This window comes from Clostridium peptidivorans, assembly GCF_900205925.1.
Lineage (GTDB): Bacteria > Bacillota > Clostridia > Clostridiales > Clostridiaceae > Clostridium_AK > Clostridium_AK peptidivorans.
On record NZ_OAOD01000019.1, the window covers coordinates 1 to 15,537 of the forward strand.

Annotated in this window: 15 protein-coding genes; 9 read left to right on the forward strand and 6 right to left on the reverse strand. The window is 30.1% G+C overall.

Annotated elements, in window-relative coordinates; all coding sequences use genetic code 11:
* Positions 1–460 precede the first annotated feature (460 nt).
* The gene (gene ppx, locus CRN98_RS13645; RefSeq protein WP_097027985.1) at positions 461–1,966 is read right to left on the reverse strand and encodes an exopolyphosphatase; all 1,506 of its coding nucleotides are present in this window, start codon (positions 1,964–1,966) and stop codon (positions 461–463) included.
* Between the two features lie 229 nt (positions 1,967–2,195).
* On the opposite strand from ppx, the gene CRN98_RS13650 reads away from it, so the two are divergent.
* The gene (locus CRN98_RS13650; protein WP_097027986.1) at positions 2,196–2,744 is read left to right on the forward strand and encodes an NADH peroxidase; all 549 of its coding nucleotides are present in this window, start codon (positions 2,196–2,198) and stop codon (positions 2,742–2,744) included.
* 937 nt (positions 2,745–3,681) lie between these two features.
* On the forward strand, positions 3,682–3,864 hold the full coding sequence (locus CRN98_RS13655; protein ID WP_097027987.1) for a small, acid-soluble spore protein, alpha/beta type: 183 nt from the start codon (positions 3,682–3,684) through the stop codon (positions 3,862–3,864).
* A gap of 71 nt (positions 3,865–3,935) precedes the next feature.
* On the opposite strand, the gene CRN98_RS13660 is transcribed toward CRN98_RS13655, so the two are convergent.
* The gene (locus CRN98_RS13660) at positions 3,936–5,675 is read right to left on the reverse strand and encodes a methyl-accepting chemotaxis protein (RefSeq protein ID WP_097027988.1); all 1,740 of its coding nucleotides are present in this window, start codon (positions 5,673–5,675) and stop codon (positions 3,936–3,938) included.
* Between the two features lie 223 nt (positions 5,676–5,898).
* Here CRN98_RS13660 and CRN98_RS13665 point away from each other — a divergent pair, with 223 nt between their 5' ends.
* The 4 genes from CRN98_RS13665 to CRN98_RS13680 all read left to right on the forward strand — a co-directional run bounded on the left by CRN98_RS13665 (position 5,899) and on the right by CRN98_RS13680 (position 9,380).
* Positions 5,899–6,948, forward strand: coding sequence for an aromatic acid exporter family protein (locus CRN98_RS13665; RefSeq protein ID WP_097027989.1), 1,050 nt, complete (start codon positions 5,899–5,901; stop codon positions 6,946–6,948).
* 58 nt (positions 6,949–7,006) lie between these two features.
* Positions 7,007–7,429, forward strand: a complete 423-nt coding sequence (locus tag CRN98_RS13670; RefSeq protein ID WP_097027990.1) for a DMT family transporter — start codon at positions 7,007–7,009, stop codon at positions 7,427–7,429.
* A gap of 12 nt (positions 7,430–7,441) precedes the next feature.
* Positions 7,442–7,930, forward strand: coding sequence for a DMT family transporter (locus CRN98_RS13675; RefSeq protein WP_097027991.1), 489 nt, complete (start codon positions 7,442–7,444; stop codon positions 7,928–7,930).
* A 163-nt stretch (positions 7,931–8,093) separates the two neighbouring features.
* Complete coding sequence (locus CRN98_RS13680) at positions 8,094–9,380, forward strand: glycoside hydrolase family 18 protein (protein ID WP_097027992.1); 1,287 nt, start codon at positions 8,094–8,096, stop codon at positions 9,378–9,380.
* A 48-nt stretch (positions 9,381–9,428) separates the two neighbouring features.
* Here the strand turns inward: CRN98_RS13680 and CRN98_RS13685 are convergent, their stop codons facing one another.
* From CRN98_RS13685 to CRN98_RS18085, 4 genes are all read right to left on the reverse strand, one after another.
* Positions 9,429–9,785, reverse strand: coding sequence for a DUF2512 family protein (locus CRN98_RS13685; protein ID WP_097027993.1), 357 nt, complete (start codon positions 9,783–9,785; stop codon positions 9,429–9,431).
* A 63-nt stretch (positions 9,786–9,848) separates the two neighbouring features.
* A complete protein-coding gene (locus tag CRN98_RS13690) occupies positions 9,849–11,021 on the reverse strand; it encodes a DUF362 domain-containing protein (RefSeq protein WP_341455816.1) in 1,173 nt (390 codons plus the stop codon).
* A gap of 381 nt (positions 11,022–11,402) precedes the next feature.
* Complete coding sequence (locus tag CRN98_RS13695; protein ID WP_097027995.1) at positions 11,403–12,368, reverse strand: helix-turn-helix transcriptional regulator; 966 nt, start codon at positions 12,366–12,368, stop codon at positions 11,403–11,405.
* A gap of 55 nt (positions 12,369–12,423) precedes the next feature.
* On the reverse strand, positions 12,424–12,549 hold the full coding sequence (locus CRN98_RS18085; protein ID WP_265343817.1) for a hypothetical protein: 126 nt from the start codon (positions 12,547–12,549) through the stop codon (positions 12,424–12,426).
* Positions 12,550–13,262: 713 nt separating this feature from the next.
* On the opposite strand from CRN98_RS18085, the gene CRN98_RS13700 reads away from it, so the two are divergent.
* The 3 genes from CRN98_RS13700 (at position 13,263) to ric (ending at position 15,536) form a co-directional block, all read left to right on the forward strand.
* Positions 13,263–13,802, forward strand: a complete 540-nt coding sequence (locus tag CRN98_RS13700; RefSeq protein WP_097027996.1) for a histidine phosphatase family protein — start codon at positions 13,263–13,265, stop codon at positions 13,800–13,802.
* A gap of 115 nt (positions 13,803–13,917) precedes the next feature.
* Positions 13,918–14,625: a Crp/Fnr family transcriptional regulator gene (locus tag CRN98_RS13705; RefSeq protein WP_097027997.1), complete on the forward strand. Its 708-nt coding sequence runs from the start codon at positions 13,918–13,920 to the stop codon at positions 14,623–14,625.
* Positions 14,626–14,828: 203 nt separating this feature from the next.
* Positions 14,829–15,536 carry an iron-sulfur cluster repair di-iron protein gene (gene ric, locus CRN98_RS13710; protein ID WP_097027998.1) on the forward strand — a complete coding sequence of 236 codons (708 nt, stop codon included), beginning with the start codon at positions 14,829–14,831 and terminating at the stop codon, positions 15,534–15,536.
* Position 15,537: the final 1 nt, after the last annotated feature.

Genomic DNA, 15,537 nt, shown 5'->3' on the forward strand with positions numbered 1-15,537 from the left:
TCGTAAGATATTAATTATTCTATTTTTTATCAGAAATCTTTTATTGTATTACCTTATCTTTAACTTGTAAATTAAATTTTATCATTTATTTAATATAAGTTCTTGTAACATCCTGGGCTACCGCCCTAAAAGATTTTTATGTGCTAAGTTCTAAAATATTTTAGAAATTCAGTTGGCTGAAGTTCTTCCTTCAGCAGTTCACATGAAGAACTTTTTAATGCTCTGGGAGCATAGAGTTTTCATCGTAGAAGGCATTGAATGAGCCTTAGAACGGCTTTATTTATAAATTTAAAATACCGTTAAGAGCCGCCTACTGTCTGAGCGACAGCGAGTTTAGGCGGCTTAGGGATTTTAAATTTATAAATATTAGCCGCTCTAGGTGAAATGAACGCCTTCCTAAATGAAAATTCTATACGACCCAGAGCATTAAAAATGTCGCAATTTCCTTTTATAGCGATTATTACTCGCTTACTATAATAAGTTTCTTTTTAAACAGCTTCTTAAATTTGTCTGAAGCCATTGAGGCTTCATTTATTTCTAAGAAAGGGTTGTTTTTAGAGTGAAGCTTTAATGTTACGGAGTTTTCATCAATAATAGCATCTGCTTGTTCTACATTTCCATTTAAACCTCCATCTAGGCTTTCTGATATTTGAAGAAGCACTCCTAATTTTTCAATTATTTGTAGTTCTTCTCTCTTTATAAGTTTTTTATAATAGGCTTCAGTTAAGGCAAAATCATGTTTTCTGTGAAGAGCCGCAATATATGCAGCCATCAAAATGTCTTTATGGCAAAGTCCGTATATATTTGAATTTAAAATCATGTAAAAAGAATGTTTATGATGATTATGATAATCTAATGTAATACCACAGTCATGCAATAGGGAAGAAACTTTTAGTATTTTTGAAAAATCCTTGGGGATTTTAATCAAACTTTCTAATTGAGTATATAGAGATGAAGACATAGTCCATACCCTCTCTGCATGAACTACATTAATATTATAGTTTATCATAAGATTTCTTAAAGAAAAATCTAATACATCATCTAATATGGAATTATCTTTTAAGATATAGCTATATAAAATTCCATCTCGTAACCCTTTTGTACTTACATGTATTTCAGAAATATTACAGTATTCCATTACAGTATTTATAACAGATACGGCATTTGGAAAAATATCAATTCTATCTGTAGAAAGTCCTTTTACCTTCTTTCTAGAGCTCATGGTTTTACATACAACAAAATTGTGTATTTCCTTTACTTGTTCTGGAGTCATTTGATAGTTATGAATTGTATCAAATGGATATTTGATTTTTCTCCTATGTATTTTTGCGATATTTCTTACAGTACCGCCAATTCCAACTAATGGTATATCTTTTATATTCTTTATCCAGGGAACTTTAATAAAAAATTCCTTAATATAATCTTTAAGATGGCTTTCGTTAATCATACATTCCTTACCAGATAGCTTAAATTTTTCGGATAAGCTCAATGCTCCAAAAGGAAAGCTTATAGAATTTTTAATCTGCTTATTTCTAACTTCTATAAGTTCAGTACTTGCACCACCTATATCAATCATAAGACAATCGTTAATATTTAAGCTATTTATACCACCTAAAAAGTCATAATACGCCTCCATCTTGCCATCGATTATTTCTATATTTATTTCAGTTTCCCTATAAACATTTCGGATAAATTCTTCTCTGTTAGAAGCTTTTCTCACAGCTTCAGTAGCTACAGCTATTATTTTATCAACATTTAATCCATCACAGAGTTTCTTAAAAAATCCTAAAGTATCTATAGCTTTTTTCATTCTTTTAGAACATAAGCTGCCATCTTCATTTATATCTTTACCAAGTCTTACGGTTTCTTTAAATTCATCTATGACTTTAAAATATTTATTATTTATATCGACTATGACAAGTCTTATGGAATTCGAACCTATATCTATAATACTAAGTCTCTTCATAATTAGTCTCCTCTCACCAGGTATTACTTATATATTATTTGAAAAAATATGATAGTTCAATCCATTTTTATATGAGAAAAAAATTTTTGAAAAAAATTTCAAAAAAGTATTGATAAATAATAATAATTATTATATAATAATAAATGTAGAGAACACACAGTGATAATAACCCCACAAGATGGGATTAGAAATAAAAAATAAATGAATGATTTTAGGGAGGATTTTTATTATGAAAAAATTTGTATGTACAGTATGTGGATATATTCATGAGGGAGATGCAGCACCAGAAAAGTGCCCACAGTGTGGAGTGCCAGCTGATAAATTTATAGAAAAAGTTGAAGGCGAGTTTGCTTGGGCAGATGAGCATAAAATCGGAGTAGCAGAAGGCGTTGATCCAGAAGTTATAGAAGGATTAAGAGCAAACTTCAATGGAGAATGTACAGAAATTGGAATGTATCTTGCAATGTCAAGACAAGCTGATAGAGAAGGATATCCAGAAATTGCTGAAGCTTATAAGAGAATAGCTTTTGAAGAAGCAGAACATGCAGCAAAATTTGCTGAGTTACTAGGAGAAGTAGTAACAACTAGCACAGAAAAGAACTTACAGTTAAGAGTTGAAGCAGAGCACGGAGCTTGCCAAGGCAAAAAAGACTTAGCAACACTTGCTAAAAAGTTAAACTTAGATGCAATTCATGACACAGTACATGAAATGTGTAAAGATGAAGCTAGACATGGTTCAGCATTTAAAGGTCTTTTAAACAGATACTTTGGAAAATAATTAATATAAAGTAAAAAAACAAGCATAATAATAATGCTTGTTTTTTTATTTTATAGAAAAAGTACGACATTTTTAATTTTGAACCTGCCGCATGGAATTTGCATTTAAGAAAGCGTTCGTTTCGCAAAAAAAGGTCTAATATTTCTGAAATTAAAATATCTAAACCTTCTAAACTCCCTTTGGTCAGACAGTAGAAGGTTTTTAACGACATTTTGATTTCAGAAATAAAGACCTTTTAATGCTTACTCAATGCTTTCTACAATGCAAATTCCCTGCTCATGTTCAACATTAAAAATATCATTCATGCTTACCTTACTAAAGGAGAGAATTTCGCTTTGGCGAAAGTCCTTTTAATAAATTAACACTTATCAAAGGGCTGATAAGCCCGCAGACCGATAGGTCGTAATATATTAATTATTCTATTTTTTACCAGAAACCTTTTATTGTATTACCTTATCTTTAACTTGTAAATTAAATTTTATCATTTATTTAACATAAATTCTTGTAACATCCTGGACTGCCGCCATAAAAGATTTTTATGTTCTAATTTCTAAAATATTTTAGAAATTCAGTTGGCTGAATTTCTTCCTCCAGCAGTTCACATGAAGAACTTTTTAATGCTATGGGAGCATAGAATTTTCATCGTAGAAGGCATTGAATGAGCCCTAGAACGGCTTTATTTATAAATTCAAAATACCGTTAAGAGCTGCCTACTGTCTGAGCGACAGCGAGTTTAGGCAGCTTAGGGATTTTAAATTTATAAATATCAGCCGCTCTCGGTGAAGTGAACGCCTTCCTAAATGAAAATTCTATACGACACAGAGCATTAAAAATGCCGCAATTTCCTTTTATTATGCAACATAAAAGCATCTATTCTTGGAGAAATTAATAGAGTAAGAAACATATAAATATTTCTCTACAAAAGGGAGGAGTTTTTATGTCACACAAAGGCAATAAAAATAGTAAAAATAATAAAAAATCAAAGCAAAAGACTAAAAAACAGCTAGATAAGATGAGAATGGAAACATCTAATGAAATAGGATATTCTAATGAATCTAAAAAATTAGGTAAAAATAAATTAAGACCCGAAATGAAAGATGGAAAGTTTAATAGTATGTAAGATTTTAAATAAAATAAGGGTACTTTGATAAGTGCCCTTATTTTACTTGCAAAAATTGTATATGTATATATTTAAACAATAAACTTTTCTAATGTATTTTTAAGATCTTTTGAGAGTTCTGTAAGTTCATTGATGGAGGAGGATATTTCCAACATAGATGCTGTTTGTTCTTCAGTTATAGATGCAGCTTCTTCTGTAAAGGAAGCACTCTGATTTACTAGATTTTCAATATTATTTATTGAGTTTTCTACAGATAATATATTATTATTTACAATTTGAGTTTCATGAGAAACTTCATTAATTTTATTTACTACTTCAGAAACAGAAAGCTTTATATCATTGAATGCATTTTCTGTTGACTGAAGAGAAGAGGATTGTTCATCTATTGAAATTTTAGTATTATTCATTTCAATAACAGCTTTTTCAATATCGCTTTGAACTTCTATTATTAAATTATTAATCTTTTGAGTTGACTCCTTAGACAATTCAGCTAGCTTTTTTACTTCATTAGCAACTACTGAAAAACCTCGCCCTGCCTCACCAGCCCTAGCAGCTTCAATTGAAGCATTTAAAGCTAATAAATTAGTTTGTCCTGTAATTCCATTAATAAATCCTATGATTTGTCCAATTTCAGAGGATTTAATAGACAACTCAGAAATTACTTCAGATACGTTTTGTGAAGCCCTTTGACTATGGAACATTTTATCTCTCTGATACTCAAGAATTGTAGTGCCGTTATTTACGATTTCCATGGACTTGCTTGCAAGAGCGCTTATATTTAAAGTATTATCGGTTATGTTATGTAAATTAATTGCAACGTCTTTTACTAAATTATTACCTTCATGAGCTAATTTTGATTGTTCTAAGGCACCTCTTGATATACTTGTAACAGTTGAAGAGATTTCTTCGGAAGCTTTACTGGTTTCTTCAGAAGATTTTAATATTTCATTAGAAGAAGACAATACAACAGCACTTGTTTCTTTTGCTTTAGAAATTAAGAGTCTTATTTCATTTAAAAATTTATTAAATTGTTTGGTAAGTACTCCTAATTCATCTTTAGAATGAACTTTACATTCAGCAGTGAGATCACCTTGTTCAGCCTTGTTAATAACTCTTTGAAGTTCTGTGATAAAATTTTTAATTCCTTTATAAGTGGATAAAATGAGAATAGTTAAAAATATAATTATACAAATACTAAAAATTAATATTCCGAGTAGAATTTTCTTAAAATTATAGGCTTCTTTATCAGCTTCACTTATCATGTTTTCGGCTTTAAGTTTTGCAGCATCTTCAATTTGGTTTACCAATGAATTCATATCTTCTGTAGGAGCTCTATCGATACCTTTCACTAAGGCATCCACTATTTTAAAGCTCTCCTTATTATTTGAATCGTATTTATTAATTGCTATAGTATATTTATCATATAATTCTTTGTGAGAGGATAATAAATTATCAATTAATGAAGTGTCTAAACCCGCTGAAGACATATTTTTCTTAAGTATTAATAAATCTTCTTGAATAGTTTTGTGTTTATTCAAAAATGCATTATAGTATTTTTTAAATGATGCAGGATCATTTCCTCTTAATAAAGTGTTTTTCCATTCTTGTACTTGCTCTTTAAAATCAACTTGAATTTTTCGTGAGGAATTAACTAAATCAATATAGTCAATAGTGCTATTAAGTCTTGAATGAGATTTTTTATTTGAATTATTAAATGAAGTCCAAGAAAAAATACCAATACCAATTGTGAATACTATTGCGAATGTTACCATCATGTACAGCTTAAATTTTATTCCGTTATTATTTTTCATTTTCTGCCCCCTTTGAGTATATTTTGATTTATTTAAGTGCTATAGCAAATATATTATATCATGTCATTGGTGAAAAATGGAATAATATATTTATTACATAAACAATATGACGAAATATGAAAAATCAAGCTATTGTTTTTATTAAATACATTTATTTATAAAAAATTATATAAAGGGAAAATTAATAATTATATTAGTTTTTATAGTAATCTTGGAGGTAGATATGAAAAAATTAATTAATACATTTGTATTAAGTAATGAAGCAATTTTATTTGACTCAAAACTTTATATAATAAAAGCTATGTTCGCAGTTGCCACAGGATATATTGTTGGAAGGGCGTCTACCATTGCAAGATTAGATATGATTTCAGTATTACTTGGAATTATGTATAATTTAGAACCTATTAATATAGTAGGAGTTAAAAGTGGTGTAAGTCAACTTGTTGCATCTACATTAGGGGCAGTTTGTACATCAATTTTAATAATATTTTTCGGCATAAATGTTTTTACTATTGCAATTTCTATGGGATTAACCTTATATTTATCTCTTAAAATAAATTGGAGAATGATTTCTCCTGTTGCAATATTTACGTGTATTTATATGACTCAATATATTCAAAAAAACTCTTTAGGTAATCCTAGTATATGGCTTACATTTAGGCTTAGAATTGTAGCTCTAAGCATTGGAGTAATAATAGCTATTATATATAATTATTTATTTTCTTTTATATACTATAGAGAAATAGCATATAAAAGGCTAGAGTTTGCAAAACTTCGACTTTTGAATGGATTAGAATATACAAAAATGCAGTTAGAAAATAAGTGTATCAACAGAGGAAAAGAATACATAACTCTTTTCCCATACATATTTAATGACCTAGATTTAGTATACTCAAATATAGAACTGGTAATTAGTGAGTCAAAGTATTTATATACACAGCCAAAGCAGGTAAAGCTTCAAATTGTGAAGAAAATTTTACAGTATTTTTGGGAAATCAATCATTTAGCTTATGATATTAATTTTCAAATTTGCAGAGAAGTAAAGCATAGTATGCTTGATGAAAATAACCTAAAATTAATTAAAGAATCTATAGATAATTTAAAAAACATAAATTTTATTTCTAATAATACGATACATGATTTTATACAAGGAGAAATAGTAGAGGAAACTTTAGTTAGCTCAGATGATAGAATATATTACAATATAAATGCAATAAGATCTTATACAAAATTAATTGTGAAGGAAACTAAAAAGTTAAACTCCACTTTATAAAAGCTATCTTATCTGATAAACTTAGTAATGAGTTATGAAAAGGGGATGGAGGTATTTTATGTATAAATATTCTGCAGTCCTTATAGGAATTTTAATTGCTATAATGATTGCCTTTAATGGAGCATTGGACAATCAGGTCGGTACGTATTTAGCAACATTTATAATACATTTAGTTGGACTAATTACAATAATACTTATATTAATATTTAAAAAACAAAAGTTCTTAATTAAGGAAAAGCTTCCAATATATTTGTTTAGTGCAGGAGCCATGGGGGTTTTTGTAGTTTCCTTTAATAATATATGTTTTAATAAATTAGGAGCTTCATTGACTGTATCATTGGGAATCATTGGGCAGTTAGTATTATCTTGTATTATTGATCACTTTGGTTTTTTAGGTATGAAGGTTTATAAGTTTAAGAAGAAAAAATTAATAGGATTTGCAATAATATTTATAGGAATTGTGGTTATGACAATATACTAAGGGGGAGTAGAAATGTATATAATACTAGCAGCCATAACTGGGGGACTAGTTATATTATCAATGATAATAAATTCTAGGTTAGCTGATAAAATAGGGGTGTTTCAAGGAACCCTTGTAAATTACATAGTTGGATTAACATTTACTCTAGTTTTAGTAATATTAATGAAAGGACCTAAAGGTTTTATTACTAATAACTTAGGTGAAGTTCCCTTTTATGGATTTTTAGGTGGATTTATTGGGGTAATGGTTGTAGCCACTTCAAATATAATAATTCCTAAGATACCAGCTATATATAGCGCACTTCTTATTTTTATAGGTCAAGTTTTTACGGGAATCATAATAGATTATATAAGGCTTAGTTCTGTCTCAAAGGGAAAAATAATTGGTGGACTAATTATTATCTTAGGACTTTTGTATAATACCAGTTTAGATAAAAAAGACATGGTAAAAGAAAAAGAAGAAGAGAAAATTACAGAAGAAGCTATTATAGGTAATGATTAATAATTAAATTTATATTCTTATAGTGATGAGTTTTCAATTATACTTAATGAACTCATCATTTTTTTTATTTTAAATAATAGTCTCTAGTTTTTTATTTTGATACTATTTCTTGTTAATAACATATACTAATATTATGAATTAATTCTTATAGGAGAATAAAATAATGCAAATACATGTAGTTCAGCCAGGGCAAACTTTATATGGCATAGCTAAGGCATATAATACTACAATTACACAAATTGTAGTTGCAAATGAAATTAGAAATCCAGATCAGTTAGTTGTTGGGCAAGCTTTAGTAATTCCCATCTGGGGAAATTTTTACACAGTACGTCCAGGAGATACGTTATATGCTATTGCACAAAGATTTGACATTGATTATAGAGAACTTGCCCGAATTAATAATATTTCAGTGAATGAACCTCTTAAAGTTGGATTTAGATTATTTATTCCGCCAAAGCCTAAAACAAGTGCCGAAATAAATGCATATATTGAACCCATGGGGACATCAGTAAGTCCTGCTCTTGAGGAAGCAGCAGAAGAGGCAGCGCCTTATTTAACTTATCTTGCGCCCTTTAGTTATAGAATACAAAGAGATGGAAATCTAATAGAACCACTATTAAATAATTTTTCACAAATTGCAGCAAAACATGATGCTGGCTTAATGATGGTATTAAGTAACTTGGAAGAAGGTCAATTCAGTACAGAATTAGCAAGAATAATTTTAACAAATGAAGAGGTACAAAATAGATTATTGGATAATATTGTACGAATAGTAAATGATATAGGCTTTATAGATGTTCATTTTGACTTAGAATTTATATCTCCTGATAATAGAGAAGACTATAACAATTTTTTAAGAAAAGCAAAGGAAAGACTTTCAAAGAAAGGAATAACTATATCTACAGCACTTGCGCCAAAAACCAGTGCAAATCAAAAGGGACTATTATACGAAGCTCATGACTATAGAGCACATGGGGAGATTGTGGATTTTGTGGTTTTAATGACTTATGAATGGGGATATAGTGCAGGTCCTCCAATGCCTGTATCACCTATTGGGCCAGTAAGACAAGTGATTGAATATGCACTTACAGAGATGCCTGCATCTAAAATTATGATGGGACAAAATTTGTATGGATATGATTGGACCTTGCCATATGTTCAAGGTGGGGAATATGCAAGGGTTGTTAGTCCACAGCAAGCAATTGAAATTGCAAGATTGCATAATGTCTCAATTAAATATGATTATATAGCACAGGCTCCTTATATTGATTACGTTGATAATCAGGGAAGAACACATAAGGTATGGTTTGAAGATGCTAGATCAATTCAAGCAAAATTTAATCTTATAAAGGAATTGGACTTAAGGGGAGTAAGTTATTGGAAGTTAGGAATTTCCTTTCCTCAAAATTGGCTGCTCATTGAAGGAAACTTTAATGTTGTTAAATTATAATAAACTTTAAAAGTAGTTTTAAGAGATTATTAAAGCCTAGTAAAGGCTCTAATAATCTCCTTTTTTTGTCTTATCTCTTCGTATTAAATATAAATGAAGCAGAGCTTCTAGCACAGAAAATATAAGTGCAATGGACATTGCTGCTCCATAAGTTACAAAAGAATTATAAAGAATATATTGGCTAAAATATACAATGAAAAATGTTATTGTAAAATCCAGGGCATTATTTACCCAAAATGCACCCCTGTCAAGGAATGATAGCTCTGTTACATGACCTACAATTGCAAGAACTAAGCCAACAAGTATAATTTGATATATAGAATCATAGCGAACATATGGAGATAATAAATCAAATATATAAATAAGTAAAGGACAAGTAATCATTTTAATAATAAGACCAGTCATTCTGAAAACTCCCTTCAATGGTTTATAATACTAGAGTTTCCAAAATGACATTAATTCATTCAATTAAATTTCTATCAACTCATACTTAATACTTCCGAGACCAATTTTTTCAGCATATTCTAGAGTATGTCGCCCTCTTGAGAAAACTTTTCCTCCTTTTCGTTTATCAAGAACATCAAGACAGGCTTTATCTATAGCAACTGGATTGGTTGAAGCGAATATTCCAAGGTCATCTACAAAAGGCTTCATGCTATGACCTTCGCAATCGCATGCACGAGTTATGTTAAGAGCAAAGGTTATATAAATATTATTTTTACCTTTTTGAGCGGCATAAGCATATTCTGCAAGTCTTTCATTAAAGGAGCCGAATAAGAAGCCAAACCAGTTTAGTGATATGGCATTATGAGGGCAAATTGCTATGCATGAGGCACAACCTATGCATTTATCCTTAATTATCTTAGCTTTTGAGGATAAGATTATGGCATTTTCAGGACAGTTATTTACGCAAGCGTTACAAGACTTGCATTTTAAATAGCTAATCTTTGGAATGGAATTAGCATGTTGATCTAATTTACCACCTCTTGAAGCACAGCCCATGGCAAGTTGCTTTATTGCCCCGCCAAAGCCTGCTAAGCCATGTCCTTTAAAATGGCTTAATACAATCATTTGATTTTGGTTAGCTATCTCTTTTGCAATTTTACATTGCATAAAATGACTTTTATTTATTTTAACAAGTTCATATTCTTCACCATGGTCTCCGTCTGCAATTACTATTGGAAGTTCATTAAAGCCATGGTCTTGAGCAAGTTTAATGTGACTAGCCCTAGTAGTACGTTCTCCTCTATAAAGCACATTAGTTTCAATAAAAGCACTTTTAATATTATTTGTCTTTAAATAATCAATAATTCCTCTATAGTTTTTCGATGAAATAAAGGTTTTATTTCCCTTTTCTCCGAAATGAACCTTAAGAGGTACATATTTTTCTAAAGAAATATTTTCAGTTTTAACTATTTTATCTAAAAGTTCTGCAGCAGCTTTACTTATAGTTTCAGTGTCATTATAAGAATTTATAGATTTAAAGAATACTTTAGTCATGTGAATCTCTCCATTTCTAAGTTTGAGTACCACCAATATCGTAAGTGGAATGTTAGTGGTATTTATATTATATACCAATATTTTCCATGAATCAATCCACATGTTTAAGAACATATTTGGAACTAAATCCACTTGCTCCATCGCAGCTGATGGCAGCAACTAAGCCTAATTTTTCAAGACTTTTGCACATTTTTCTCATTTATATTAAGAAAAATGGTTCATATTTAATTTTATACAGTTTATCTCTGGAGATTTGCCTGTAATTATTTCTAAGATGTAATTTAATTTTGTAACTTGTCTACACTATTTTAATATGCAGATTTTTTAAAAGTGAGAGAAATAAATTACAGAGTTACAGAGAAATTTATATAGTAGGTAGCTATAAGTCTTTAGCCGTATAATAAAAAATATACGACAGAACTAAATCTAAAATTAAGTTACATCAACTCTACAAATTGGAATTTGTTATTTCTTGTTTGGTTTTCTCGTTAGAAACAATAGTGGATAGGCAGTCGATTTTATTTACTTCCGCACTGGTCTGATATACTTAAAAAACCGTTCCGGATTAAAATAAAAGTAAATTATTCTACCGGGGGAAGTATCAAAGCAGTAACCAGTGCCTGCAAAATCAAAAGTTGCCATTGCCTTTTCAATCTTTTCCTCCACACTACGATTTTCCTGCTCATAATCGAACGGCCCATGTTCAAAAACAATATACTCGGCTTCGGGAACATCAATCATAAGCATTTGTGGTGGTACTTCGCCTTTATAATCAAAAGGAAGACGTACACCATAACACTCTGTACGTGGAATACCCCAATCGCAGAGTCTGCCGTCCGGGTCATTAATGTACGCCATAATCTGACCGCTGCCGCTGTTAGATTCGCTCCCACCATCATCATCCAATTTGCCCTTGATACTATCGAGTAAGCCGCAAATTGTTTCGCAGTCCTGTCCCGGAATAAGACTTTGCTTTTGCCAAAAATCCCAATACCCATTACTCTCATAGTTTTTAATGTGCAAAAATTTGTGTGCGGGAATGGTTACAAAATAAATTTTAACATCATCTGTAGATTTCATCATACCAATCTCTCCCAATCCTAAAAAGTAGCGGTCGAAAGGGTTTATTTTTGTACGAAGAACGACAGGATTAGGCTTTTTTCGGTATTCACTTGGAGTTACACCATATGTTCCCTTGAAAGCTCTGGTAAAAGCTTCATGTGATGAAAAACCATAATCAAAGGCAATATCCAAAATGCTTTTTTCACTATCCCGAACCTCTTTTAGTGCAAAGGCTAATTTTCTATGCCGCAGATAATCCCTAAATTGCATACCCGATATTTCTTTGAATTTTCTCGTTGTATAAAATTCGGAATAACCCAGCCTGCGAGAAAGAAAGCGTAGTGTCAAGGCTTCATCATTATAATTTTTAATACATTTGTCAATTTCATCAACGATTATTTGAATTTGCTTCTGCCACTCGTACATTCGTATGTTCACCTCGTTTCAACCGTCCTACATTTATTATAAAGAAATAGAGAGATTACTGCTTGATTTTACTTGCTGTTATTTCATTTTTCTCTTTTAAGTTCTGCATCTTTGCGTCTGGCCTACAATATGAGGTTTTTAATACCTCTATCAAAGAAATTTTTGTCTGCACCGTTGCCATTCTCCATGCTATGATATGTAAGAGCCATTTTCCCATTCACAGTCAAAACAGCAATAATATTGTAAGCATAAGAAACCGCAGGGGGAACAAAAATCATCTTTTCAATTTTGCAGCCGCCATAAGTTGTTGGTAAGTCAAGTACAGTTAAGTTTACTGTCTGCCTGTAAAAACGCCGCTATTATATAGCTGTTGACGGAAACACCAACCTGTTTTGCCTGAACCGTTGGGGCCGATCAGCCCCATGATAAACCCCTCCGGCAAACGGATGGTGATATTTTCAAGCGTAAAATTCTGATTTTAGGTTTCATTATTTATAAATTATCTTCATAATTTATAAACAACTCGATAAATTACTATTTATTGAGTTGTTTTACATCTTTAATATGTCGCATTGATTTACAATTATGAACTATCTTATATTAAAATTATACCTCAATAATAGTTATTAATTCTACATAATCATATAATTTATTGTAATTTGTAATATTGATTATACATATCCAGTAAAGCTAGTGGTATTAAGGGAATAAGCAATTACAAAATGAAGTGATATGGATGTAAGATATGTATAAGTTGTAAGATATCTTTATAATAGAAAGTTGCTAAAGTTTATTAAATTTATAATTTTAGGTTTTAGAGATTGGTGATTAAAAAGCCTGGTTTTTGCAAACTCTATATTTGTATAATATTTATTAACAGTACGAGGTGAAAATATGAAAATAGGACTTGTAAGACATTTTAAAGTAGATATAATGAGAAGTTTTTTTATGAATGCAGAGGAGTTTGATAAATATACTGCAGAATATGATGTAGCAGGAGTTATAAAAAATGAACTTGTAGTAGATAAGGAATGGGACAAATGTTATTGCAGCAGCTTAAGCAGAGCAATAACTACTGCAAAAACTATATATCATGGTGAAATTATATTAACAGATAAGTTGGTTGAAATTCCAACAGTAGCAGGGGTAAAACTTAAATTTCATATACCATATCATCTTTGGGCAATACTTAATAGAATTGCATGGATAAGAAATCATACATCTCAGCCAGAATCAAGAAAATTGACTTTAAAAAGAATAAATGAAATTTTAGATGTGATACTTGAGGAAAAAGATAAAAATATATTAATTGTGAGCCATGCAGGAATACTTTATGAAGTTCGTAAAATATTACTTGCAAGAGGTTTTCATGGAAATAGATTTTTAAAGGCAAGTAATGGGAAACTTTATGTATACGAAAATAAGAATTTATAGTAAAACAAATAATTCTATATAATATTTTACTTTACATTCTAAGTGATAAAGAGACATTAATTTTTCATTTATATGTGTTAAAATCAATATATATAAGTGAAAAGGGGGGATATCTATGGAATGTACCTGTGGAAGATGCCATCACACTCTTTGTGCAAAAAAGGTCCCTATATTTTCTTCTCTTGAGGATGAAGATTTAAGAAAAATAGTACAGAGTACAGGACATATGGAATTTAAAAAGGGAGAGACTCTTTTTAATGAGGGGGAAAAATCGAGCACATTATTTATTATAAATGAAGGACAAGTAAAACTTACTAAGATGACTAAGGAAGGTAAAGAACAAATAATTCATATACTTACAAGTGGTGATTTCTTTGGCGAATTAAGTTTATTTAGTGATAGTGATACATATAATTTTAGTGCCTATGCTATTTCAAACTTAAAAATTTGTACATTAACTAAAAAGGACATGGATGAAATCCTAATGAAAAATCCTGAAATTTCTTTGAAGATACTTAGAGAAGTTACAAGAAAGTTATCGGAAACAGAAAATCTTGCTCAAAATCTTGCTACAAATGATGCAGAAGTTAGAATTGCACACATGATATTAGAATTTGCTGAAAAGTATGGAACAGAAACTAGTGATGGGATAAAAATAAAACTTCCTATAAATAGAGAAGAAATGGCAAACTATGCTGGAGTTACAAGAGAAACTATAAGTAGAAAACTTAGCAAGTTTGAAGAATTAAACATAATAAGTATCGTAGGAAATAAAGTGATTATTATAAAGGATGAGAATTCTTTAAGAGAGTATGTAGAATAAAAGGTTCGCTGAGGCGAGCTTTTTTTAAAAATATAAAGTATACTGAAAAAGTATAAAATGTGATTTGAATCATATTTTTAAAATTGAAAAGAATATAAAATAAAGACATCAGATGAAACAAATATGAAGGTGTTAAATACTTGTACCATAATTAAATCCACAGAAATGGATAATATTAAAAAATAATTTATGAGGTGATTAATATGACAAATACTATAAATGTAAATCAAAAATTAGGAGAAATTGTTTCTATATTCCCAGGTTCAGCAGAGATATTTCAAAAGTATAAGATAGACTATTGCTGCGGAGGACATGATAGCTTAAAGGAAGCTTTAGATGAAAAGGGACTTACACATGGAAGTATAGTAAAAGAGCTTAATGATGAGTATGAAAAATTTAAAAACTCCAATGCAAATTACAAAGATTGGAGAAATGAAGATCCTATAGTTTTAATGAAACACATACAACATGTTCATCATGATTACACATATAAAACTCTTAGTGAAATAGATCCCCTTATGCGTAAAATATTAAAGGTTCATTTTAAGCATAATAGTGAAGAACTTTTAAAGGTGCACAAATTATTTGGAACATTAAAAATTGAATTAGAAGAGCATCTTATAAAGGAAGAAGAAAATTTATTCCCACTTATAGAGCAGTATGAAAAAACTAAAGACGAGGAAACCTTAAAGGCAATACGCAAATTTATAAAGGAAACTGAAGATGAACATGACACAGCAGGAGATATATTTAAAGAATTGGAGGAGGTAACAAGAGACTTTAAAGCACCAGAAGGAGCGTGTACTACATTTCAATTGGTATATACAAAAATTGATGCTTTAGAAAAGGATATTTTCACTCACATTTATTTGGAGAATAGCGTGTTATTTAACATGTATATGGATAGATAAT